This is a genomic window from Conyzicola sp. (genome assembly GCF_046714715.1).
Lineage (GTDB): Bacteria > Actinomycetota > Actinomycetes > Actinomycetales > Microbacteriaceae > Conyzicola.
The window spans coordinates 36,220-57,737 of the sequence record NZ_JBKKAD010000178.1; the positions used below are offsets into that span (position 1 = coordinate 36,220).

22 protein-coding genes are annotated in these 21,518 nt (G+C 68.5%); 7 read left to right on the top strand and 15 right to left on the bottom strand.

All coding sequences use genetic code 11. From position 1 onward, the window contains the following. Positions 1–85: 85 nt before the first annotated feature. On the bottom strand, positions 86–2,440 hold the full coding sequence (locus ACLQ6X_RS14350; RefSeq protein ID WP_411700835.1) for an arylsulfatase: 2,355 nt from the start codon (positions 2,438–2,440) through the stop codon (positions 86–88). Between the two features lie 156 nt (positions 2,441–2,596). Here ACLQ6X_RS14350 and ACLQ6X_RS14355 point away from each other — a divergent pair, with 156 nt between their 5' ends. Continuing rightward, positions 2,597–3,814: a glycosyltransferase family 4 protein gene (locus ACLQ6X_RS14355; protein ID WP_411700836.1), complete on the top strand. Its 1,218-nt coding sequence runs from the start codon at positions 2,597–2,599 to the stop codon at positions 3,812–3,814. On the opposite strand, the gene ACLQ6X_RS14360 is transcribed toward ACLQ6X_RS14355, so the two are convergent. Then, the gene (locus ACLQ6X_RS14360) at positions 3,787–4,926 is read right to left on the bottom strand and encodes a glycosyltransferase (RefSeq protein WP_411700837.1); all 1,140 of its coding nucleotides are present in this window, start codon (positions 4,924–4,926) and stop codon (positions 3,787–3,789) included. The two genes, ACLQ6X_RS14355 and ACLQ6X_RS14360, sit on opposite strands and share 28 nt — an antisense overlap. A 124-nt stretch (positions 4,927–5,050) precedes the next feature. Between ACLQ6X_RS14360 and ACLQ6X_RS14365 the strand changes: the two genes are divergently transcribed. Then, positions 5,051–6,034: a hypothetical protein gene (locus ACLQ6X_RS14365; protein WP_411700838.1), complete on the top strand. Its 984-nt coding sequence runs from the start codon at positions 5,051–5,053 to the stop codon at positions 6,032–6,034. Further along, positions 6,031–7,317, top strand: coding sequence for a glycosyltransferase (locus ACLQ6X_RS14370; RefSeq protein WP_411700839.1), 1,287 nt, complete (start codon positions 6,031–6,033; stop codon positions 7,315–7,317). The genes ACLQ6X_RS14365 and ACLQ6X_RS14370 overlap by 4 nt, the downstream gene beginning before the upstream one ends. On the opposite strand, the gene ACLQ6X_RS14375 is transcribed toward ACLQ6X_RS14370, so the two are convergent. The 8 genes from ACLQ6X_RS14375 to ACLQ6X_RS14410 all read right to left on the bottom strand — a co-directional run bounded on the left by ACLQ6X_RS14375 (position 7,314) and on the right by ACLQ6X_RS14410 (position 14,298). Beyond that, the gene (locus ACLQ6X_RS14375) at positions 7,314–8,783 is read right to left on the bottom strand and encodes an ATP-grasp fold amidoligase family protein (RefSeq protein ID WP_411700840.1); all 1,470 of its coding nucleotides are present in this window, start codon (positions 8,781–8,783) and stop codon (positions 7,314–7,316) included. The two genes, ACLQ6X_RS14370 and ACLQ6X_RS14375, sit on opposite strands and share 4 nt — an antisense overlap. Before the next feature lie 157 nt (positions 8,784–8,940). Then, the gene (locus ACLQ6X_RS14380; protein WP_411700841.1) at positions 8,941–9,324 is read right to left on the bottom strand and encodes a RidA family protein; all 384 of its coding nucleotides are present in this window, start codon (positions 9,322–9,324) and stop codon (positions 8,941–8,943) included. Next, positions 9,321–10,226, bottom strand: a complete 906-nt coding sequence (locus tag ACLQ6X_RS14385; protein WP_411700842.1) for a formylglycine-generating enzyme family protein — start codon at positions 10,224–10,226, stop codon at positions 9,321–9,323. Before ACLQ6X_RS14385 ends, ACLQ6X_RS14380 begins: the two co-directional genes overlap by 4 nt. After that, positions 10,226–11,767, bottom strand: a complete 1,542-nt coding sequence (locus tag ACLQ6X_RS14390) for an arylsulfatase (protein WP_411700843.1) — start codon at positions 11,765–11,767, stop codon at positions 10,226–10,228. The genes ACLQ6X_RS14385 and ACLQ6X_RS14390 overlap by 1 nt, the downstream gene beginning before the upstream one ends. Positions 11,768–11,791: 24 nt before the next feature. After that, positions 11,792–12,115 (bottom strand): SHOCT domain-containing protein, encoded by a 324-nt coding sequence (locus ACLQ6X_RS14395; RefSeq protein WP_411700844.1) that lies wholly within the window; start codon positions 12,113–12,115, stop codon positions 11,792–11,794. Further along, the gene (locus ACLQ6X_RS14400) at positions 12,112–12,558 is read right to left on the bottom strand and encodes a DUF6325 family protein (protein WP_411700845.1); all 447 of its coding nucleotides are present in this window, start codon (positions 12,556–12,558) and stop codon (positions 12,112–12,114) included. The genes ACLQ6X_RS14395 and ACLQ6X_RS14400 overlap by 4 nt, the downstream gene beginning before the upstream one ends. A gap of 90 nt (positions 12,559–12,648) precedes the next feature. Continuing rightward, positions 12,649–13,548, bottom strand: coding sequence for an HAD family hydrolase (locus ACLQ6X_RS14405; protein ID WP_411700846.1), 900 nt, complete (start codon positions 13,546–13,548; stop codon positions 12,649–12,651). Between the two features lie 66 nt (positions 13,549–13,614). Then, a complete protein-coding gene (locus ACLQ6X_RS14410) occupies positions 13,615–14,298 on the bottom strand; it encodes an endonuclease/exonuclease/phosphatase family protein (protein ID WP_411700885.1) in 684 nt (227 codons plus the stop codon). A 134-nt stretch (positions 14,299–14,432) separates the two neighbouring features. Between ACLQ6X_RS14410 and ACLQ6X_RS14415 the strand changes: the two genes are divergently transcribed. After that, the gene (locus ACLQ6X_RS14415) at positions 14,433–14,708 is read left to right on the top strand and encodes an acylphosphatase (RefSeq protein WP_411700847.1); all 276 of its coding nucleotides are present in this window, start codon (positions 14,433–14,435) and stop codon (positions 14,706–14,708) included. Positions 14,709–14,720: 12 nt separating this feature from the next. Here the strand turns inward: ACLQ6X_RS14415 and ACLQ6X_RS14420 are convergent, their stop codons facing one another. After that, entirely contained in the window at positions 14,721–15,653 is a 933-nt protein-coding gene (locus tag ACLQ6X_RS14420) for a J domain-containing protein (RefSeq protein WP_411700848.1), read from the bottom strand. A 164-nt stretch (positions 15,654–15,817) separates the two neighbouring features. On the opposite strand from ACLQ6X_RS14420, the gene ACLQ6X_RS14425 reads away from it, so the two are divergent. Further along, positions 15,818–17,941, top strand: a complete 2,124-nt coding sequence (locus ACLQ6X_RS14425) for a RecQ family ATP-dependent DNA helicase (protein WP_411700849.1) — start codon at positions 15,818–15,820, stop codon at positions 17,939–17,941. 66 nt (positions 17,942–18,007) lie between these two features. After that, complete coding sequence (locus tag ACLQ6X_RS14430; protein WP_411700850.1) at positions 18,008–18,514, top strand: glutathione peroxidase; 507 nt, start codon at positions 18,008–18,010, stop codon at positions 18,512–18,514. A 12-nt stretch (positions 18,515–18,526) separates the two neighbouring features. On the opposite strand, the gene ACLQ6X_RS14435 is transcribed toward ACLQ6X_RS14430, so the two are convergent. Next, a complete protein-coding gene (locus tag ACLQ6X_RS14435; RefSeq protein ID WP_411700851.1) occupies positions 18,527–18,940 on the bottom strand; it encodes a hypothetical protein in 414 nt (137 codons plus the stop codon). 145 nt (positions 18,941–19,085) lie between these two features. Here ACLQ6X_RS14435 and ACLQ6X_RS14440 point away from each other — a divergent pair, with 145 nt between their 5' ends. Continuing rightward, positions 19,086–19,292 (top strand): hypothetical protein, encoded by a 207-nt coding sequence (locus ACLQ6X_RS14440; protein WP_411700852.1) that lies wholly within the window; start codon positions 19,086–19,088, stop codon positions 19,290–19,292. A gap of 37 nt (positions 19,293–19,329) precedes the next feature. On the opposite strand, the gene ACLQ6X_RS14445 is transcribed toward ACLQ6X_RS14440, so the two are convergent. Genes ACLQ6X_RS14445 through ACLQ6X_RS14455 form a run of 3 tightly spaced genes read right to left on the bottom strand, consistent with a single transcriptional unit; the run spans position 19,330 to position 21,482 of the window. Next, a complete protein-coding gene (locus tag ACLQ6X_RS14445; protein WP_411700853.1) occupies positions 19,330–19,620 on the bottom strand; it encodes a hypothetical protein in 291 nt (96 codons plus the stop codon). Positions 19,621–19,629: 9 nt separating this feature from the next. Continuing rightward, complete coding sequence (locus ACLQ6X_RS14450; RefSeq protein WP_411700854.1) at positions 19,630–20,481, bottom strand: ABC transporter permease; 852 nt, start codon at positions 20,479–20,481, stop codon at positions 19,630–19,632. After that, a complete protein-coding gene (locus ACLQ6X_RS14455; protein WP_411700855.1) occupies positions 20,478–21,482 on the bottom strand; it encodes an ATP-binding cassette domain-containing protein in 1,005 nt (334 codons plus the stop codon). Before ACLQ6X_RS14455 ends, ACLQ6X_RS14450 begins: the two co-directional genes overlap by 4 nt. Positions 21,483–21,518 lie beyond the last annotated feature (36 nt).

Consider the following 21,518-nt stretch of genomic DNA (forward strand, 5'->3'; position numbering starts at 1 on the left):
TCTGTCCGGATGGCCGTCTCCGCATGTCACGCCAATAAGGTGACATTCGGGCAGGACGGACAATGTCCTCCGTGCAGCGAAGCGACTATTGCTTGAGCATGGCGACGGCGAGCTTGTGTTCGTCGTCGATGAGATGGGAGTGGTCGTCGTCGCCGAGGTCGATGCGCACCCAGTCGACGGTCCCGGTGAAGCAGTTATCGGTGGCCCCGTAATCCGGTGAGACGGGCGAGGCGAGGTCGGCTCCGACGTCGACGGTCTCGTCGAAACTGAATTGGAATGGGATTGTCTTCTCGATGCGGCCTTCGCCGAGTTGCTGATCGTCTGCGAACAGGGTGACCAAGCCGCCCTTCGCGACTCCCCCGCCGTCGTAGGCGAAGTGGGCGCGCAACTCGTGGTCGCCGGCCGGCACGTCGACGTCCGAATGGATGACCGTCACCTGTATCCCCAGAAGGCTGTAGGCGAAGGCCAGCTTGCCCTCGTGAGCGTAGAACGACCAGCCGCCGTATGCACCGCCTTGCGCGATGAGCACACCATCGGCGCCCGCCTCCGGCACGGTGGTCTTCGCGGTGACCGTCCACGACTTGTTCTTAATGTTGATCGTGGTGTTCTCACTGAGGCGTTTCATGCCGGGATAGAACTTCTGGCTGTCGCTGACGATGAGTTGTGGCCGCCCGGCGATGTCCGGGTTCATCCGCTCCGCGGAACGGATATCGAGCGGCAACACGTTGAAGCGGGCCGCCTGAATGAGGAACAGCTGCTGCAAGTGTGCGAGTTTTTCCGGTTCCGCGGCGGCGAGGTCGTTGGACTGCGTCCAGTCTTCGTCGACGTTGTAGAGCTCCCACACGTCGTCGTCGAGCCCGTGAGTGGAACCCTCCCACGGGTTCTTGTGTTTGGCGACGGCCGTCCAGCCCTTGTGGAAGATCGCGCGGTTGCCGAGCATCTCGAAGTACTGGGTGGTGTGTCGCTCGTCCGCGTCGGCCTCAGCGAACGTGTAGTTCATCGCGGTGCCCTCGTAGGGACGCTGGGTGACGCCATTCACCGTGGTGGGCTCCGGTATCCCCGCCGCTTCGAGCACCGTAGGTGCGACGTCGATGACGTGGCTGAACTGGTTGCGGATGCCGCCCTTTTCCACGCCGCCGTTCGGCCAGCTGACGATGGTGCCGTTGCGTGTGCCGCCCCAGTGGCTGGCGACCTGTTTGGTCCACTGGTAGGGGGTATCCATTGCGTGAGCCCAGCCGACCGCGTAGTGGTTGTACGAGAGAGGTGTGCCGATGTCGTCGATGTGGTCGGCCACGTACTGCTCGGTCTCGATGTCGTTCATGTGGTTGATCGTGAAGCCCTCGTTCGTCGTGCCGTGCATCGAGCCCTCGGCACTTGCGCCGTTGTCGCCGATGATCACATAGACGAGGGTGTCGTCGAGGATGCCGAGCTCTTCGTACGCGTCGAGCAGGCGTCCGACGTGGTGGTCGGCGTACGCCAAGAACCCGGCGTAGACCTCCATCTGGCGGGCCAGGGCGGGCTTGATCACGTCGCCCATCTCGTCCCACGATGGAATACCGGCGCTGCGCTCGGTGAGTACCGACTCGGGCGGGATCACGCCGAGATCGAGCTGTCGGGCGAAGGTCTCTTTGCGGATCTCGTCCCAGCCCATGTCGAACTGACCCTTGTACTTGTCGGCCCACTCCGTCGGCACATGGTGCGGCGCGTGCGTGGCGCCCGGCGCGAAGTAGGTGAAGAACGGAACATCCGGCACGAGCGATTTCTGCGCCCGCGTCCATGCGATCGCCTTGTCGGTCATGTCGCCCATGAAGTGGTAGCCCTCCTCGGGCGTTCCCCACGGCTCGACCGGCACCGTGTTCTCGTACAGCGCGGGGTACCACTGGTTGGTCTCGCCGCCGATGAAGCCGTAGAAGTATTCGAATCCGTTGCCGGGGCTCGGCCAACCACCGAACGGACCGACTTCGCTCGCCTGCCAGACGGGGACTTCATGGCATTTGCCGAACTGCGACGTGTTGTACCCGTTGAGCTTCAGCGTCTCCGCGAGCGGAGCGCAGCTGTTCGGTCGCAGCGAGTTGTACCCGGGAGCAGAGGTCGCGATCTCGGTGATTCCGCCCATGCCGACCGTGTGGTGGTTGCGGCCGCTCAGCAGCGCCGCCCGCGTCGGCGAGCACAGCGCTGTGGTGTGGAAGCGCGTGTACTTGAGTCCCGCGGCCGCGACGCGCTCGAAGTTCGGCGTCTGCACTGGCCCGCCGAAAGCGCTCGAGGCGCCGAAGCCGGTGTCATCGATCAGGACCACGAGCACATTGGGCGAGCCCGCGGGCGGCCGAATCGGCTGGATCGGCGGGTAGTGGGTGTCGGGATCGGTGGCGTCGTACGTGACGGTTCCCGTGTATGCGAGGTCGGGGACGGGAAGGCTGGAACGCCGGGAATCTATAGACATGACACTCCCAAATTCGTGGCGGCCACGTCAGCTCGCCTGTTGGGACGAGCGTAAACGGATCGATTGCCGGCGATCTCACCTCATCAGAATGACTTACGTTCCGGTGACAATGCCGTTTAGTTTGGATCACGCCCAGCCTCCGCGTACCGTTCACGGATGGTAATCCGAGAAAGCCGCCCCGCCCGACGTTGGCTCGTGGCCACCACCGAGTACGCCGGACTCACGGCGTACACGGGCGGCATCGGCAGCCATTACGCGGCGCTATTGCCTGCGATCGTCGAATCGGGCACCGCCGTCGACCTGATGGTGTTCTCGACCGGTCCGCTCAAGGCGAGCGCCGACCTGCGCGGCGTGCGGCTCGCGCGTCACGTCGATCTCGGGCGGATGCCGCGCGTGTTCGCGCTGCCGCTGCGCGCCCTGCTCGTGCGCGCGGCGGCGGCCCGTTCCGACTACGACCGCATCTTCCTCGCCGAGTGGGGCGGCCTCGGTGCGGCGCTCCCCCGGCGGGCGCCGCTCGTCACGAACCTCGCGACGAGCATGCGGCTCGCGAACGAGATCTCCGGCCTCACCCCCGAAATGCTCCCTCGCGCCACCCGAGCCGCCGTGGCGGTGCAGAACGCGCTGGAAGGCCGGCAGATCACCCGGTCGCACGGAGTGGTGCCGATCTCGCGCGCCATGCTGCTCTGGGCAGAGTGCCAATACCCCGACCTCCCTCCCGCTGTGGTCGTGCGCAACTGCATCGACGTGGCCGCCGTCGTCGACGCGGCTTCGACGGCGGGACTGCCCGTCGGCTGGCCGGAGGGAGACGCTCCCGTCGTGCTCTTCCTCGGGCGCCTGGAACGCAGAAAGGGGGTGACGGATGCCGTGCGCGCGTTCGCCGAGGTCGCGTCGCGTCACCCGGAGGCCCGGTTGGTGCTCGCCGGTGCGAGCGGCGACAGTCGTTTCGAGCCGACCAAGGAGGCCTTGCTCGAGCTGCTGCCCGCGCAGGCGCGGGAGCGTGTCTTCTGGCTCGGACACGTGGCGGACGCCTCGCTGTACCGCGGCATCCGCGAGGCGACCGTCGCCATCTGCCCGTCGCCGTGGGAGGGCTTCGGCAACGTGGCCCTAGAGATCAAAGCGGCGGGCTGCCCGCTGGTCTGCACGACCGGCAGCGGATTCGACGATTTCTGCGTGGACGGCGAAGACAGTCTTATGGTGCCGCCCGCGGATGCCGCGGCCCTGGCAGGCGCAATCATCCGCTTCCTCGGTGACAGCCATCTGCGCGACCGCCTTACCCGCACCGCCTCGCAGCGTGTGTGGCAGTTCGCGCCGGGCGTAGTGGCTGCCGCCCTGGTGTCCGCGGCCGATCAGTTGGTCGCGAGCAGCCGCCGGTAGAGGTCGGCGTGTGTTGTGGCGACGGCGAGGTCGTCGACCGCGCGCAGACCACGCCGCCGCGCCAGCTGCTCGAACCGAGCAGTCGTGCCCGCGAGCGTGGACCCCGGTGCCTCGGCGAGTTGACGCAGGGAGACCGCCAGCGCCTCGCCGCCCGGATCGGGGGTGAACGACGCCACCGAAGGAAAGGGGTGTTGATCGGCGTAGTAGCCCGTCGCCGGCGCGGCCACCGGAACGCCGAGGTCCCAGCAGAGTTCGAGCCAGCCGGAATGGGTGCCGTAGCCGTAGGGCAGGACACACGCGTCGAGGGCGGCGAGAGCCTCGGCGAGGTCGTCGTCGCCGAGCCGGTCGTGTTCCACGAGCGCGATCCGTGCCGACCCGCGGCAGATCTCCCGCACGCGATCGCGCACACGGGGATCGCGCACCCTCCGGTGCATCCGGATCTCGCCGACCGCGTCGAGTCCGTCGGCCGCCAGCGAATCGAGGGCGGCGACCAACGCGACCACCATCTGCTCGGCGGCAATGTTCGACCGCAGGTCTTTGAGGTGCATCCCCACCCGGAGCGTCTCGTCGCCCCGCGCCCGCTCGACCGCGCGCGGCGGGGTCGTGAGCAGGGCGGGATGCGCGACCACTTGAGCGCGCCGGCCCCACCGACGGGCGATCTCGGCGGCGGCCCCGGGCGTCAGGGTGAGCAGCGCGTCGGCGCTCGGCACGAGCACGTCGAGCTGGCGCTCGTAGACGCTCTGATCGACCAGCTGCGGGTGCACGAGGTCGTGCACGGTGAAGACGACGGGCCAGTTCGCGTCGTGCGCCGCATCCAGGGTCGCCTGCAACCGTTCGGGAGAGAACGACTCGGTGCCGAAGTGGATGTGGAGGATGTGGGCGTCGGCGGCGTGGTCGTCGATCCAGCGGGGATCGAGCGCGACGGGCGGCCACCACTGACCGAGGGGTGCGCCATCGGGACGGGGATCGTCGAGCACGTCGATTTCGGATGACGCGGACACACTGCGCACGTAGGGGTGCCCGGCGGGAATGGACACCACCCGCACGGTGGCCGAGGGCTCGCGGGGTCCGTCGGCGCCCGCGGTCCACTCGGGCGCGATGAGCTGTGACACGTCGTTCCTCCCAAAGCGGGGCGAACTGCTCCACGCCTCCCGTCAACTTACGCCGAACGTGCCGAACGGCAGAACCGACGGTATCGCCTTGACATCGGCCGCGCCGGTCGTCACCATTGCCCAGATGCCGACCCCAGAAACGCCGTACCTGCTCGTGGTCGGACCCGCACACCACGGGGTGACCCGCTACGCCGGCGACCTCGCCGCGGCGATAGGCGGCGAGTCCGGCGCGACACCCGCGGTCATGCCCGCGCGCACGCACGCACACGTCACCGACCGCATCTTCGGCTCGTCTCCCGAGGAGGCCGCCGAACGCATCGAGACTCTGGGGGCGTCGACGCGACTCAGCATCACCCTGCACGATGTGCCGCAGGAATCCGACGGCAGCAACCTCGGTCGCCGGATCGACGCGTACCGCCGGTTCATGGGGGCCGCGAACGGCGTGGCCGTGAACAGTAGGCACGAGGCGATGCTGCTCGACGAGCACCTCGGCAACGCCGCGCGAGACGTGCGCGTCATCCCGCTCGGAGCGCGCACGGCGCGGCCGGCCGCCCGGCCCGAGGCTGGCGAGCCCCGGGCTAATACCGTGCTCATCAGCGGTTTCGTCTACCCCGGCAAGGGGCACCTCGAGGCGATCCAGGCCGCAGCCGCGGTCGGCGCGGCGGGCCCCGGGACCGCGACCGTCGTCGCGGTCGGAGCACCGTCGGCTGGCCACGAGCGCGATGCCGGCGAGCTGCGGCGCAGGGCATCCGAGCTGGGTGTCGACTTCCGCGTGACGGGGTTCCTCGACGATGAGGAATACCAGAGCGAGCTGCTGTCCGGCGGCGTCCCCCTCGCGGCGCACCAGCACGTGTCCGCGTCGCGGTCCATCCTCGACTGGGCGGAACTGGGGCGCCGCGCGCTCGTCATCGACTCGCGGTATTCGCGTGAGATGGAAGCGTTGCGACCCGGCTCGATCGACGTGTTCCGGCCGGATCAACTCGCCGAAAAGCTGGAGGCGGCGTGGCGCGACCCGCAGTCGACCTGGCTCGCGCCGTCGACGACCCTGTCGCCAACCCTCGACGACGTGGCCGGCGAGTACCGCGCCTGGTGGCGGGGGCTCGAATGAGCGACGGTGGGCCTACAGAAACCCTGCGCAGAGCCGGCGGCTGGGCGCTCCCCCACAACCGGTGGGATCTGATCGCCGACGAGCGGCCCGCCGCCCTTCCGACGGTGTCGGTGGTGATCGCCCACTACGCGCAGCCGCGCGAACTGGCCCGCACCCTGCTGGCGCTCGAGCGCCAGGACTATCCGCGCGAGCTGGTCGAGATCGTCGTCGCCGACGACGGCTCGCCCGAGCCCCCTCGGGTCGCCGGGAACGTGCGGGTGGTCACTCAACCGGACCGGGGATTCCGGGTGGCTGCCGCGCGCAACCGCGGGGTCGAGGCCACCCACAACGAGGTGCTTGTGTTCCTCGATGCCGACACGTCGCCGGAGCCCGACTACCTTCGCCACATCGTGCGGCTGCCGTCACTTACCTGGGACGCGGTGACCGTCGGTCGGCGCCGTCACGCCGATTTCGCGTCGGTCTCGCCCTCGGCAGCGATACCCGACGCCGGCCGTGCGCACGAAGTCGACGAACCGGCCTGGTTGCGCGAGGCTTACGCGGGCACGAATAATCTGCTCGACGCCGACCACCGCGTCTACCGGTTCGTTATCGGCGCGGTCGTCGCCTGCACCCGACGGTTCTTCGACGAGGTCGGCGGGTTCGACGAGTCGTTCAGCAGGTACGGCGGCGAAGACTGGGAGTGGGCCTACCGCGCCTGGCTGCGCGGTGCCGTGCTGGCTCACGTGCCCGAGGCGGTCGCGTGGCACGACGGTCCCGATCGGGCGGTGCGGGAGCCCGGAGCGCTGGGCGCCAAGAACGCCGAGGTACTGGCGCTGGCCGACCTGATCCCGGTCGACGGTTCCCGTCCGCGGGCAATGACCGCCGCGAAGGCCGACATCGTGATCACGGGGCCACGGGCATCCGGAACCGAGGGACAGCTGTTCGTCAGCCGGGACTCGGCGCTGGCCGAACTGCCCTCGGCGGAGATCGCAAGCGACAGGTGGAACACGCACGGCCGCTTCGACCGGGTACGCATCCGCGTCGAGCTCGACCGCCCGGTTCGCGTCGCGCCGGGCGGCCTGGCCGATGCGCTGGCCGCCGTCGAGAGTGGCGAGTACGCGCGGGTCGTGCTGCGACAGTCCGACGGCACTCGCCTGCTGCGCCTCGTCAGCACGCGCGCCGAGGCGCGCCAGAACCGCTGGGGCGGTGACCCGCTGTTGCCGGACCTCGAGCTCGTCGACCCCGGTGTCATCGCGCTCGACGCCGAGGTCGACCTGGAGGGCTACCTCGGCGGCTGGGCCTAGTACTTCTTCGGCACGGTCCAGTGGCTTCCGAACTCGGCGTCGAAACCCGCCGGTTCGAACGGGCTGTAGCCTCCGGCCGGATAGCTCGTGAGTTCGCCGAAGACGATGCGCCCGTCGAGGTGGTACAGGTCGACCCGCACGAAGTCGGTGTCGGCGCCGAGCGTCTCGGCGATGCGGATCATCTGCGCCAGCCCGCTCGGCGGCTCGTGAGGCGGATCGGCCCACGGTGGTCCCCCGCTGAGCGGGAGGTGGCTCCAGTCGGGGAGGTAGAAATCCTGCGTGCGCCGGTCGAAGCGGCCGTCGTCGACCTGGATGTAGCGGCACACACCGTGGAAGACGAAGAACTTGAAGTCGTCGGGGATGCCGCCGTCGGGCCCGACCAGCAGTTCTTCGAGGATGAGCTGCCGCGGCACCCCGCCGTAGGCCCACTCGCGATTCGGCCCCTGCCCGAACAGCTGCTCGAGCCAGCGGGCGCCCAATCGCGCCATGGCCGCCCGGTCGGCGTGGGCGGGCAGCACGTGGCGGTACACCCAGCTCGCATCCTCGGTGGGCAGTCGCGTGGCAGGCGACGCCCGGTGTGACACGACGAACGCCGCGCCGCTGCCGTGGGTCGGCTTGAGCACGAACTCGTCGGGCAGGTCGGTGTCGAGCAGGATCCGCGGGTCGGGGCTGATCGCGTAGGCCACGGGCAGGTAGCCCTCCCCAATGCGGTCGGCGACGTAGTTTCGCACCGCCGCCTTGTCGGCGAAGGTCGTGATGAGGGGGCGGTGGTCGCGCAGCATCTTGTAGCGCACCTTCTCGGTGAACGTGACGGGGCGGCGGGAGGCCCAGAGCCGCCACGCGCGCACGAGCCGGCTGCGTTCGCGCGGCCGCGCACCCCCGGAACGCTGGCGCCGCCGGTGGGCGACGAACGCGAGGCGTCGACGCCAGCGCCGCAGCGGATTCGCTTCCGCGAGCAGGGCGGCGACCCCGTGCCATCCGTCTCCCCCGCGCCGAGTCGATGCCGCGCGCATAAGCGGGTCGAAGCGGATGCGGCGTTCCGGCCCCAGATGGATCGCGGCGGCAATCCCGAACCCGAGTTCGGGGCTGTCGCGCGCCACGAGCGCGCTGACCGATCGCCAGTCGGAGGCGCGAACCGCCCAGTTGGTCGAGGATAGCGGCGGACGCGCCAGCAGCACGCTCACCAGCAGCCGACGCGCGCCGTCGACAACGGCGCCGAGCGGGCCGGGGCGGCTGATCGGTCCCGTGAGCGCAGCCAGGTCGGGATCGAGCTGGAACGACCGGGCGACGAACCCGGCCCAGTGTGGCCCGACCACGCAGTGCGCACCCACGAAGGCGATCACACCGTCATGCGGAGACGAGTCGGCGACGCCCTCGCCGACAACCACGACCGTCACGGTCGGCAGCGGCCTGACCTCGACGGCGAGCCTGTCGTCGGCGGGTATGTCGCGGGCGCGTGACGTCATCGGCCCACGCTAACCGCAATCCCCTCGTGCGCGCGGCCGGCGCTGCCGGCTGGTAGGCTGGGTGTTCTGCAAATGAGACAGCAGGACCCGACAGTGTCGGGGCAATATGACTCCGGGTGAATCATCCGGGGTCATTTTTGTATCCGGGGTCGAGTGTTCAGGGAATCGTCGCGACAGCCTCGATTTCTACCAGGGCACCCGCTCGCGCCGGCGCGAGCGCCAGCACCGTGACCGCGGTGCGTGCGGTCCACACCGCGCGGCTCGCCTCGTAGGCCGGGTCGGGGTCGACGCCCGGGTCGAGGTAGATCGTGAGCTTGGCGGTGTGCGCGGCATCGGTGCCGGCCGCGGCGAGCACGGCCAGCACGTTGCGCAGCGCCTGCTCGGTCTGCGCCTGCAACCCCTCGAGCAACACGCCCTCGGCGTCGACGCCGTTCTGGCCGCCGACATAGAGCGTCGGGGCGACCGGCAGGATCATGCCGTGCGCGAAGGCCGGATTGCTCGGCAGCCCGGGCGGGTCGACGGGAGTAATGGCGTCGGTCATGTCGGCTCGCCGAACGCCACCCGGAACCCGACGTGGCTCATACCCGTGTCGATCGCCTGGCCGCGGCGTGCCGCCGGACGGTAGCGCTGGCAGTAGCTGTCGGCGCAGAGGAACGATCCGCCTTTCACGACCTTGCGGGGAACCTCGAAGGCGCTGCCGGGTTCGATACTCGAGACCTCCGGCACGCAGCATCCGGGCGCCTCATTGTGCGCGGCGTACCAGTCTGACGTCCACTCCCAGACGTTGCCGGCCATGTCGTAGAGGCCGAAGTCGTTGGGCGGGAACGACCCGACCGGCGTCGTCGAGCCGTAGCCCGGCCGCGCCCGCCACGGAAAGTCGCCGTGCCAGAAGTTGGCGAGGTGGGCGTCGGCCGGTTCTGGGTCGTCGCCCCAGGTGAAGGATGCCGCGTGCCTGCCGCCGCGAGCCGCGAGCTCCCACTCCGCCTCTGTCGGCAACCTGCCGCCGACCCATTCCGCGTAGGCGGCGGCGTCTTCGTGGGCGACGTGAACCACGGGGTGGTCGGCACGGTCGGCGATCGTGGATCCGGGCCCGACCGGGCGGCGCCAGTTCGCGCCGGGAACCCACGCCCACCACTGGCTGAGGTGACGCAGGTCGGCCGGTCCGGGCGTGCCGGTGAACACCATCGACCCCGGTTGCAGGTTCTCGGCCGGGGCGCCAGGGAAGGCCTCAGGGTCCAGTGGCCTTTCGGCCACGGAACGGTACCCGGTCGCCCGGGCGAACGCCGCGAACTCGCGGTTGGTGACCGGGGTGCGGCTCATCCGGAAGCTCTCGACCCGCGCCGGGTGCGCGGGCGCCTCCTCCGGGTAGTGACGGTCGGAACCCATGCTGAATTCCGCGCCCTCGATCACCACCAGCTCGGCCGCGGGCGCGATGACCCCCATTAGTCACCGCCCGCGAGGAACGATTGCAGTTTCTCGACGGCCTGGGAGATGTTGAAGCTCGCGGCCTTCTGGCGGGGCGGGAACTCGTGGAAGGTGGCGAGGAACTCGCCCATCAGGCTTTGGGCGGCGAGCACGAGATAGGCATTGTTCAGCAGCCAGTCGTAATAGGTGTTCGACGTGACATCCGCTCGCTCGAACGGGTCGGTGCGCAGGTTGTACAGCTTGGGAACGCGCAGCTCGACGAACGGATCGGCCCAGACGGCGAGGGTGCCCTGGGTGCGCTGCTCCATGAACACGGCCTTCCAGTTATCGAAGCGCAGCGCGAGAACGTCGCCATCGTCGGAGAAATATACGAGTCCCTTACGCGGGCTCCTCTCCTCCTCCCCCGTGAGGTACGGCAACAGGTTGTACCCGTCGATGTGCGCCTTGAACTCGGTGTCACCCACCGTCGTCGACGCTTTGAGGCGCTCGACGACGTCGAGGTCACCCGCCGCGGCGAGCAGGGTAGGGAGCCAGTCGTGATGCTGGACGATCTCGTTCGAGACGACGCCGGCGGCGATGTGACCCGGCCAGCGGACCATCTCGGGAACCCGGAACGCACCCTCCCAGTTGGTGTTCTTCTCGCTGCGGAAGGGGGTCATGCCGCCGTCGGGCCAGGTGTTCATGTGCGGACCGTTGTCGGTGGAGTAGATCACTATGGTGTCGTCGGCGATTCCCAGCTCGTCGAGCTGGTCGAGCAGCTCGCCGACGAGCAGGTCGTGGTCGATCATCGTGTCGTGGTACTCCGACTGCCAGCGGCCGGCCTGTCCGACGCTCTGGGGCTTCGGGTGGGTGCGGAAGTGCATGTGGGTGGTGTTCATCCAGACGAAGAAAGGCGTCTGCGTATCGCTGGCCCGCGCGATGAAGTCCTTCGCGGCAGCGGCGAATTCGTCGTCGACGTCTTCCATCCGCTTCTTCGTCAACGGCCCGGTGTCTTCGATGCGCTGGCGGCCGCGTCGACCGAACCGGCCGTCGTCGGTGTCGTCGTCGACGTCGCTCGCCCACGAGTGAATGACGCCACGCGGTCGCGCCCGCTCGTTGAATACCGGGAAGTCTTCCGCGGACGGCCAGTTCGGCAGCTCCGGCTCCTCCTCCGCGTTGAGGTGGTAGAGGTTGCCGAAGAACTCGTCGAAGCCGTGCACCGTCGGCAAGAACTCGTTCTTGTCGCCGAGGTGGTTCTTGCCGAACTGTCCCGTCGTGTAGCCGAGAGGCTTCAGCAACTGCGCTATCGTCGGGTCTTCGGCCTGCAGCCCGAGGGGCGAACCGGGCATTCCGACTTTGCTGAGCCCGGTGCGGAACACGCTCTGACCGGTGATGAACGACGAGCGGCCCGCCGTGCAGCTCTGTTCGCCGTACGAGTCGGTGAAGCGCATGCCCTCCTCCGCGATGCGGTCGATGTTGGGGGTGCGATACCCCATAAGACCGTCGCTGTAGGCGCTCAGGTTGGTGATGCCAATGTCGTCACCCCAGATGACCAGGATGTTCGGCTTTCCGTCGGGCATGGTTTCTCCTTCGTTAGGTCGGCATCAGATGCCGAGTAGTTTCGCTTTCGCCGCGGTGAACTCCGTGTCGTCGAGAATTCCCGCCTGACGCAGCTCGCCGAGCTTCGAGAGCTGGGCGATGGTGTCGTCGGTGGGCGGTGGTGCTGCGGGCGGCGCTGCGGCTGGCGGCGCTGCGGCTGGCGGCACTGCGGCTGGCGGCACCGCGACAGGTGGCGCGGCCGCCGCCTGTGCGCGCTCTTGCTGACCACGCTGGATGCCACCCGAGACGGCCGTAGCCGTACCCGCAATAACGGCGGTGCGTGCCATTGTTCCCAGCAGACCCGGTCTGCCCACTCTGCGTCGGATCATCGTGTCTCCTCCTTGTCGAAATCGGCGAGCACCGCGAGCACGTCGTCGACGACAGGCCCAGGAATCCGGACGCTGTCGAGCAGCACCCCGCCCGAGCCCACGATCGCGTCACGCAGCGGCTTCAGCCAGGTGTGTTCGAAGACGAGAATGGCCGCAGAACTGTTCGGCTCGAGTCCTGCCGCGATCTCCTGCACATCCTCTGCCGAGATCAACTCGTCGAAACGGTCGACGAGTTCGGTCAACGCAGCCGCCTCTTCGCCGACGCCGAGTTCGTCTAATTCCGTGAACATGATGTCGCCGTCAGCGGCGACGCTGACGAACAGGCCGTCGATGATCGTGATGGTGCCGTCTTCGACGAGTTTCCCGAGCTCCGGCAGTATCTGACCGTCGAACCGGTTACCCGGGAACGCGAGGGTGAGAATCTCGATCTGGGCGAGTGGCATGAGGGCCTCCAAAGTGTGTCGACTGCCACCACTCTCCGGTGTCGGCACTGCGTGCCGACAGACCCGAAACGGGCGAGAGCCCGGTGCCGGTCAGTCGGGGAAGACCCTCGACCAGTCGTTCTTCACGCTCACGACCGTGTAGCCGTTCTGGCGGGCGGCGGCGAGGGCGGCCTCGGCGCCCTTGTCGTAGGGGACGTCGCCGCGCCCGGTGTCGTCGTCGTGGTGGATGAGCAGTCGCAACCCGCTCGTGTAGTCGAGCATCGGCACGTCGCCGTTAGAGTTGCCGCCGGCCAGCATCGGCCGTCTGCCGATGCGCGTCCAGATCCGCACCGGCTTTTCGGGCCCGTCGTCGAGAAACGCCAACTCCGAGCCGTAACGCACGGTCCCGTCATCCGTATATTGGAGTCCCAACGCCGAGCCGACCACGCGCTCCGGCGGGATGCCGTAGTACTCCATCGTCATCGGGCGCATGAAGTCGCGCTCGCCGCCCGAGACGATGTAACAGGTGAAGCCGTTCGCCTCCAGATAGCGCAGCAGCTCGATCATCGGCTGGTAGACCGCGCCGCTGTACGGCTTTTTCAGCGTCAGGTGGTGAGCCTTGGCATAGAAGTCGGAGACGGATGCCTCGTAGTCTTCGACGCTCATGCCGTCGGTGGTGCGCACGATCGCCCGCACGACCGCGTGCAGGTCGGAGTCGTCTCCGGCATAGTGCTTGTCGATTGCGCCGCCGAGCCAGGCGAAATCGCCGGACACCGCTGCCGCGTACGGCTGGGCCTGCGCCAGGCTGGGGTCGGCGCTCGCCGCGGCCGCCCACTGCTGCAACAGATAGTGCAGTTGGGTCGGCATCGGCTTCTCGGCCCAGAGCGTCCCGTCGTTGTCGAAGACGGCCACGCGTTGCTCACGCGGAACCGCGCGTTCGTCCAATCCGGCGACGAACGCCTCGATTGCCTGCTTGGTCGGTCCGTCGCGCCATGAAGTCAGTTCGCCCATACCGCAACGGTGCCGCGCGGCTGCGTGCGGGTCACCATCTCGTTCGGGTGAGGGTGACCAGAGGGGTTACGCCGCCTGCTCCTTGGCGGTCGACGAGGCGGTCACCAGGATCGGCAGGTGGTCGGATGCACCGATCGGAAGCGTCTCGACGTTGTCGATCACCATTCCGACGCTCGTCACGAAGTCGAAGTGGCCCGTGAAGATCTTGTAGCGCGTGTAGGTGCGGCGGTCGCTCAGCGAGAGGTCGTAGCCGGTCTTGCCGATGCGCTTGCCGAGGCCCTTCTGGAACAGCGGGTAGTTGTAGTCGCCCACCATCACGTGCGGCAGGTCGCCCATCGCCTTGAGCGCCTCGTGGGCCGCCTTGATCTGGTTGCGGCGCAGCGAATTGAGGGCCGTGAGAGGCGACGCGTGGAACGACGCGGCGATGAACTCGTGCCCGGTCTCGTTGTCGAGAAATCTGGTGCCGATCAAGCGCTCGTGCGTCGGCGAGGCGATGATGTCGTGCAGCGACTTCTTGAGCTCGAAGGTCTTGGTCTCGAGGGCGGTGAACCGCTCGGCGCGGTAGTAGATGGCGAGGCCGAGACGGTTGAGCTTGGTGGCGTCCGCGAGCTTCATCGGGCCGAGCTCGGCCGGAAGCAGTTTGGTGTCGCACTCCTGCAGGCACAGTAGGTCGAGATCGTAGGTGTCGACGAGTCCGGCCAGTTCGGCGCTGGCCATGTTTTTGCGAAGGTTGTAGCTTGCGATTTTAATGGTGACTACCTGCTCTGCCGGGAAACGAATCTGCACGATTGACTCGCAAAGTCTACGACGGCCGCCTGCACGCCCGGCTGAACGACAGGTAAAGCGGCGTGGCGACTCTGGCGCGTTCGCGCTACCGTGGCGGCATGACTGCAGACGTGCGTCGCCGCGCCATTGTCAGCGGCCTGGTTCAGGGTGTCGGCTTCCGCTGGAGTGCCCGTTCGGTCGCCCAGGAACTGGGTGTCTCGGGCTTCGCGCGCAACAGGCCGGATGACACGGTGGAGGTCGAAGCGGAGGGGGCGCCTGTCTCGGTCGACCGGTTTCTCGACTGGCTGAGGCACGGCCCGCCGAGCGCCTCGGTGAGCGGGGTCGAGATCACCGACGTGGCCACGACCGGCTCCACCCGGTTCGATGTCGGCTAGCGAGCCGTTCCGCTATTCGACGAAGCGGATGCCGGCCAGCAGGCGGGTGCGCACGTCGAAGACCTCGTTGCCGCCGCTGAGGGCGGAACCGGGCAGTCCTTCCCGCAGTAGAGCGGGCAGGTAGGAGAGCCGCACGACGGCGGCCGACGCGCCCTTCACCTTGCCCAGGTCGACGACGGGTTCGGCGAGGTCGTCGTCGGGCACCACGATCACGAGGCCGGTGAACTTGAGCCGCAGGCTGCGCTGCAGCGCTTTGGCGCGGTGACCGAGTTCGTTCATGGGGCGGTCGCCGTTCACGGCTTCGCCGATGAGTTCGCCGCCCTTGACCCGGACGGTGCCGCCGAAGTCTTCGGAGAGCACGGCGAACAGGCCGGTGGCGCCGAGGACGACGTGATCGATCTTCTCGTCGGGGTAGCCGGTGGCCACGTCATGCCACACCGTGTAGCCGATGCCGAGGGCCGAGATCGTGCGGGCCGTGGCTTCTTCGGCGAGGGCGTCCGCGAGCAGGTGGCGGATCTCGCGCGGGGCGCTGCGCACCAGCGCGGGGTCGTAGGGGTCGGGCAGTGGGGCGCCGAGGCCGACCCACTCGCGCATGAGCCCGAGGAAGCGTTCGCGTCGCCAGCCGCCCGGGTGGCCGTAGGCGCGGGCCGGGGGCCGAGTGTCCTGTGCCGGCGCGCGGCCGCTCGGCGCCGCCCAGCTCTCGTGCGGTTCGCTGAGGTTGGCGCGCGAACTCGGTCGACCACGGTCGTAGGCGGCGCGGTCTTCCGGGGTGCCGATGCGCTCCCACGCCAGCTGCACCGCCACGAAGCGCGCCGAGCTGCCGCCGGTGTCGGGGTGGGTTTCGCGGGCGAGCTTGCGGTAGGCGCGGCGCAGTTCGTCGTGGCTCGCCGAGGAGCTCACGCCGAGCACCTCGTAGGGCGTCGCCGAGATCGGGCTGTCGGGCATCGGCTCGCTTTCGTGGAAACTGAACCGTTCTAGAGACGATTCTGTTCTAGAGACGATACCGAACGGATGCTGGTGGCCTGCTCGGCGTGTCCTCCACAGCGTCTGCGGGTGGCCGATCCGTCCCTGGCACGGCGGGCGTCGGCGGCACCTGTCAGGCTGTACCGATGACTGACACTGCAGCCCCGCCCACGAACACGCGCGAATCCGCCCTCACCGTGCTGCGCACGCTCGTGGGCCGCGACGACGCCGACTTCCACGACGGCCAGTTCGAGGCGATCGCCGCCCTCGTCGACGACCGTCGGCGCGCGCTCGTCGTGCAGCGCACCGGGTGGGGAAAGTCGGCGGTCTACTTCGTCGCGACTCTTCTGCTGCGCCAGCGCGGGTCGGGTCCGACGATCCTGGTATCCCCGCTGCTCGCCCTGATGCGCGACCAGGTGGCCGCCGCCGCGCGAGCCGGCGTACGTGCCGTCTCGATCAATTCGTCGAACGCCCACGAGTGGGCCGACGTGCTGCAGAAGCTGCGCGACGACGAGGTCGACGTGCTGCTCGTCTCCCCCGAGCGCCTCAACAACCCGTCGTTCCGCGACGAGCAGCTGCCCGCGCTCGTGTCGCGCGCCGGGCTGCTCGTGGTCGACGAGGCACACTGCATCTCCGACTGGGGGCACGACTTCCGGCCCGACTACCGGCGGCTGCGCGATCTCATCGCCGAACTGCCCGACGGCATACCCGTGCTGGCCACCACCGCCACCGCGAACAGCCGCGTGGTCGCCGACGTCGCCGAACAGCTCTCCGGGCACACGTCCGACGTGCTCACCATCCGCGGCCCGCTCGCCCGCGCGTCGCTGCGCCTCGGGGTGCTGCGTCTCCCCACCGCGCAGGCCCGGCTCGCCTGGTTGCTCACGCACCTCGCCGAGCTCCCCGGCAGCGGCATCATCTACGCGCTCACGGTCTCCGCGGCAGAAGACACCGCGCGCCTGCTGCGCGACGCCGGTCACGAGGTGCACGCCTACACCGGCCGCACCGACACGTCCGAGCGGGAGCAGCTCGAGGGGCGGCTCAAGGTCAACGACGTCAAGGCCCTCGTCGCCACGAGCGCGCTCGGAATGGGCTTCGACAAGCCCGACCTCGGGTTCGTGCTGCACCTCGGTGCGCCCTCCTCCCCCGTCGCCTACTACCAGCAGGTCGGTCGTGCCGGCCGCGCCACCGACAACGCCGACGTGCTGCTGCTGCCCGGCAGTGAAGACGAGGCGATCTGGAACTACTTCGCCACGTCGTCGATGCCGAACAAACACAAGGCGCTCGCGGTGATCGCCGAGCTCGACTCGTCCCCGACCTCGACGCCCGCCCTCGAGGCGCGCGTCGACCTCAAGCGCTCCCCGCTCGAACTGCTGCTCAAGGTGCTCGACGTCGACGGTGCCGTGCGCAAGGTGCAGGGCGGCTGGGTGTCGACGGGTGAACCATGGGCCTACGACGCCGAACGCTACGAGCGCATCGCCGCGGCCCGCGAGGCGGAACAGCAGTCGATGCTCGACTACGAGCGCCTTCCCGCCGGCACCGAGGGGTGCCGCATGCAGTTTCTGCAGCGCGCCCTCGACGACACGACGGCCGTTCCCTGCGGACGCTGCGACAACTGTGCGGGGGTCTGGTACCCGACAGACATCGAGACGGATGCCACGGCCACCGCCGCCCAATCGCTCGACCGTGTCGGCGTCGCCATCGAACCGCGCGCCCAGTGGCCGAACGCGATGGCCAACCTCGGCGTTCCGGTGAAGGGCAATATCGCCGTGGGCGAGCGTCTCGAGTCGGGGCGCGCGCTGGCCCGGCTCACCGACCTCGGCTGGGGCGGCGCCCTGCGCGACGCCTTCGCCCCCGGTGCGGTCGACGCGCCCGCCCCACCCGCCATGATCGCCGCCTGCGTGCGCGTGCTCGCCGGCTGGGGCTGGGGCGAACGCCCGGTCGCGATCGTCTCCGTGCCGTCTCGTCGGCATCCGCTGCTCGTCGACTCCGTCGCGCGCGGACTGAGCGCCGCGGGCCGCCTCCCCTACCTCGGCGAACTCGCCCCCCAGAATGGCGGGCCGAGCGGCGAAGCCGGCGGCAACAGCGCGTACCGGCTCGCGAGCGTCTGGGAACGGTTCGGCACGAGCGGGCTCGACGTTCCCGTCGGGCAGCCGGTGCTGCTCGTCGACGACCTGGTCGACAGCCGCTGGACCCTCACCGTCGCCGGCAGGGCGTTGCGGCAGGCCGGCGCCTCGGCCGTACTGCCGTTCGCTCTCGCCGTGCGCGGCTGACGTTCGTGCACGGCTGACGTTCGTGCACGGCTGACGTACAGGGCAACAGGGCGTATCGTCACATTTATGACGATCTCCGATACCCCGATCTCTGACATCCCGCTGACGACTATCCGAGGCGAGCAGACCACCCTCGGCGCATTCGACGACAAGGTGCTGCTCATCGTGAACGTCGCCTCCCGCTGCGGCCTCGCGCCCCAGTACGAGAAGCTCGAAGAGCTGCAGAAGACCTACGGCGATCGCGGATTCTCGGTGCTCGGATTTCCGAGCAACCAGTTTCTGCAGGAGCTCGGCACCGAAGAGAAGATCGCGGAGTACTGCTCGGCCACGTGGGGCGTGACCTTCCCGATGTTCGAGAAGATCCGGGTGAACGGCAAGCAGCAGCACCCCCTCTACGCCGAGCTCACGAAGACCCCCGACGCCGACGGCAAGGCGGGCAAGGTGAGCTGGAACTTCGAGAAGTTCGTCATCACCCCCGCCGGCGAGGTGCACCGGTTCCGGCCGCGCACCGAGCCCGACGCCCCCGAGATCGTCGAGCTCATCGAATCGTCGCTGCCGGCGGCATCGGCGTAACGACCTCCTCGCCTACGCGTAGTCTTCGGCGGCGAGCAGCCGCACGCCGTTGCGGTGGCTCAGAACGACCGCGCGCAGGGTGACACCGGCCACGCGGCATCCGTCTCTCAGCATTCTGGCCCACGCGCGGTCGGCGTCGGTGAGCCGCTCTGTCGCATAACGCTCGACGACCACGATGACGTCTGCGGAGTCGACGGCCGCCGTGGTGCCGCGCAGCAGCTCGCTCCAGTTGTCGAGATCGTCGTCGGGCGGCGCGACGGGAATGTCGGAGACGGGCAGCACCAGCGGCGACTGCACGTCGTTGCGGTCGAGAAACAGCAGCCAGATCTGGCGGTTCTGCGCCCGGCCGATGAGGGATTCGACGCGACTCTCGATGAGGGCGTCGGTCGTGAGCGGTTCGAGGTCGGCTTCTTGGCGTTCGATCATGTATCGAGAGTGCGGCCGGGTCGGCACCGCCGGCACGCACGGCGGCGGATCTGTGCATAACCGGCCGACCCGGGTCGTTGTGGAGAACTCGTCGCGGGTATTGACTGGAGAGACGATCAGTTCGAACCATTCCAGGAGGTTCCCCATGAGCAGCATCTTCCCGATCGGGCTCCCGTCGAGCGGCGATCCCTTCAGCGACATGCCGATAGTCGACGAGCAGCTCATCACCGATCGCGACGAGCTCGTCGACGAGGACTTCGCGGGCGACGACGAATTCATCGACGATGCCGACAAACTCGACGATTCGGGCATCGACGTCGCGCGCGGCGACGGTCCTCCGCTCGACGCCTGACCTGCTCGACGCCTGACCTGCTCAGCGCCTGACCTGCTCAGCGCACCGTGAACCAGCGGCCGCGGCCGCGCTCGGTGACGGTGAACACGGGCACGTCGACCGAGCTACGCGTGGTCGCGACCACATGCTCGGCGATCTGAACCGCCAGCTCCGCGTCATCCGACTCGAACCTGATCACGATGCGCGCGCTCCCCGCGACGACGGTCAGGTCGGCCGCCTCGACCATCGTGAGCTCGCCGGCGGCGGCCTTCGCGGCGGGCAGCACGGCGGCTGGTGAGACGCCCGGTCGCAACGCCCCCATCGTCATGGTCACGCGATAGTCGGGCACGCCCTCACGTTACCGGGTGCTCACCTTGTCGAACTTGCGCACCGCGAGCGGCACGAAGATCACGAGCATGACCGCAATGCCGATCAGCACCGTCAGCTCGGGATTCTGCAGCGTCCACACCTCGGGTTCGGGCGTGCCGGGCGGCGTGTTGCCGAACAGGTTGCGTGCGGCCTGCACGAGCGCCGAGACGGGGTTGATCTCGGCGATGAACTGCAGCGGCGCCGGCAGGGTGTCGCTCGGCACGAAGGCGTTCGAGATGAACGTCAGCGGGAACAGGATGAGGAACGAGACGTTGTTGATCACCTCGGGGCTGCGCACGGTCATGCCCACGTACGCGAGCACCCAGGAGAGCGCGTAGGCGAAGAGCAGCAGCAGCGCTACGGCGGCGAACGCCTCGAAGAAGCTCGAGCGAATGCGCCAGCCGACCACGAATCCGGTGATCATCATCACCGTCATCGAGATCGCGTTGATCAGCAGGTCGCCATTCGTACGCCCGATCAGCACGGCGGAGGGGCTCATCGGCAGGGTGCGGAACCTGTCGATGATGCCGTCTTTGAGGTCTTGCGCCATCGCCGACCCCGAGTAGGTCGAGCCGAACACCACGGTCTGCGCGAAGATGCCGGCCATGATGAACTCGGTGTAGGTGCTGCCCGGAATGTCGATGACGCCCGCGTACACGTAGGTGAACAGCAGCACGAACATGATCGGCTGCAGCGTCGTGAACACCAGGATGTCGGGCACCCGCTTGATCTTGATGAGGTTGCGCCTGGTCGTGATCCAGCCGTCGGAGAACCAGTGCGCGATCGACCGCGACCGGTCGGGCTGGCGCTGCGTGGTCGTCGTCGTTGCCGTCGCGGTCATGCGACCTTCTCCTTCGCCTGCCGGTGCTCTGTCGTGTCGTCTTGGTCTTCGGATGCGACGTGGCCGGTGAGCCTGAGGAAGACCTCGTCGAGGGTGGGCCGTCGCATACCCGCGTCGTAGAGCCGAACGTCGAGCTCGGCGAGCTCGGCCAGAATGCGTTGCAGGGCTGCCGGACCGTCGTCGGCGCTCACCGTGAGCGCCCGCCCGTCGTCGGACGCCGTGGGGTCGGCGCTGCCGAACCGCCGCAGCACCTCGAGAGCCCGCTGGCTGTCGGCGTCGGAGACGAGGTTCACCTCCACCCGCTGGCCACCGCTGGAGGCCTTCAGCTCGTCGGAGGTGCCCCGAGCGATGACCCTGCCGAAGTCGATCACCGAGATGTTGTCGGCGAGCTGGTCGGCCTCCTCCAGATACTGGGTGGTGAGAAGCACGGTGGTGCCCTCGCCGACGAGCGAACCGATGATGTCCCACATGCTGAGGCGGCTGCGCGGGTCGAGGCCCGTGGTCGGTTCGTCGAGGAAGAGCACCTCCGGCCTGGTGACGAGGGCACCCGCGAGGTCGATGCGCCGACGCATGCCGCCCGAGAACCCCTTCACCGGCCGGTTCTGCGCCTCGGTGAGGTCGAACAGGTCGATGAGCTCCTTGGCTCGCGTGCGCGATTGTTTGGCGCCCAGGTGGTACAGCCGCCCGACCATGTCGAGGTTTTCGAAGCCGGTGAGGTTCTCGTCGACCGCGGCGTACTGTCCCGAGACACCGATGTTCGGCCTGATGCGTTCCGGATAGCGGAGCACGTCGACTCCCCCGATGGTCGCGCTGCCCGAATCGGGCCGGATGAGGGTGGTGAGCACCTTCACCGCGGTGGTCTTGCCCGCGCCGTTCGGCCCGAGCAACGCGGTGACCGTACCGCGCGGAACGCCGAGGTCGAGGCCGTCCAGTGCGTGCACCGGGTTGGCGTTCTTCGGCGAATACGTCTTGGTCAGACCTGTAGCTTCGATGAAATTCACGCGCTGTCCCTTCGTCGATCCCCCGGTTGTGGACAC

What these genes read in the sequence shown, in the direction of transcription:
- ACLQ6X_RS14450 (WP_411700854.1), bottom strand. Translation starts at nt 20,481, where the DNA reads ATGACCGCGACGGCAACGACGACGACCACGCAGCGCCAGCCCGACCGG.
- ACLQ6X_RS14420 (WP_411700848.1), bottom strand. Translation starts at nt 15,653, where the DNA reads ATGCCCGACAGCCCGATCTCGGCGACGCCCTACGAGGTGCTCGGCGTG.
- ACLQ6X_RS14435 (WP_411700851.1), bottom strand. Translation starts at nt 18,940, where the DNA reads ATGATCGAACGCCAAGAAGCCGACCTCGAACCGCTCACGACCGACGCC.
- ACLQ6X_RS14350 (WP_411700835.1), bottom strand. Translation starts at nt 2,440, where the DNA reads ATGTCTATAGATTCCCGGCGTTCCAGCCTTCCCGTCCCCGACCTCGCA.
- ACLQ6X_RS14385 (WP_411700842.1), bottom strand. Translation starts at nt 10,226, where the DNA reads ATGGGGGTCATCGCGCCCGCGGCCGAGCTGGTGGTGATCGAGGGCGCG.
- ACLQ6X_RS14355 (WP_411700836.1), top strand. Translation starts at nt 2,597, where the DNA reads ATGGTAATCCGAGAAAGCCGCCCCGCCCGACGTTGGCTCGTGGCCACC.
- ACLQ6X_RS14380 (WP_411700841.1), bottom strand. Translation starts at nt 9,324, where the DNA reads ATGACCGACGCCATTACTCCCGTCGACCCGCCCGGGCTGCCGAGCAAT.
- ACLQ6X_RS14370 (WP_411700839.1), top strand. Translation starts at nt 6,031, where the DNA reads ATGAGCGACGGTGGGCCTACAGAAACCCTGCGCAGAGCCGGCGGCTGG.
- ACLQ6X_RS14440 (WP_411700852.1), top strand. Translation starts at nt 19,086, where the DNA reads ATGAGCAGCATCTTCCCGATCGGGCTCCCGTCGAGCGGCGATCCCTTC.
- ACLQ6X_RS14415 (WP_411700847.1), top strand. Translation starts at nt 14,433, where the DNA reads ATGACTGCAGACGTGCGTCGCCGCGCCATTGTCAGCGGCCTGGTTCAG.
- ACLQ6X_RS14365 (WP_411700838.1), top strand. Translation starts at nt 5,051, where the DNA reads ATGCCGACCCCAGAAACGCCGTACCTGCTCGTGGTCGGACCCGCACAC.
- ACLQ6X_RS14430 (WP_411700850.1), top strand. Translation starts at nt 18,008, where the DNA reads ATGACGATCTCCGATACCCCGATCTCTGACATCCCGCTGACGACTATC.
- ACLQ6X_RS14390 (WP_411700843.1), bottom strand. Translation starts at nt 11,767, where the DNA reads ATGCCCGACGGAAAGCCGAACATCCTGGTCATCTGGGGTGACGACATT.
- ACLQ6X_RS14400 (WP_411700845.1), bottom strand. Translation starts at nt 12,558, where the DNA reads ATGCCACTCGCCCAGATCGAGATTCTCACCCTCGCGTTCCCGGGTAAC.
- ACLQ6X_RS14375 (WP_411700840.1), bottom strand. Translation starts at nt 8,783, where the DNA reads ATGACGTCACGCGCCCGCGACATACCCGCCGACGACAGGCTCGCCGTC.
- ACLQ6X_RS14425 (WP_411700849.1), top strand. Translation starts at nt 15,818, where the DNA reads ATGACTGACACTGCAGCCCCGCCCACGAACACGCGCGAATCCGCCCTC.
- ACLQ6X_RS14405 (WP_411700846.1), bottom strand. Translation starts at nt 13,548, where the DNA reads ATGGGCGAACTGACTTCATGGCGCGACGGACCGACCAAGCAGGCAATC.
- ACLQ6X_RS14395 (WP_411700844.1), bottom strand. Translation starts at nt 12,115, where the DNA reads ATGATCCGACGCAGAGTGGGCAGACCGGGTCTGCTGGGAACAATGGCA.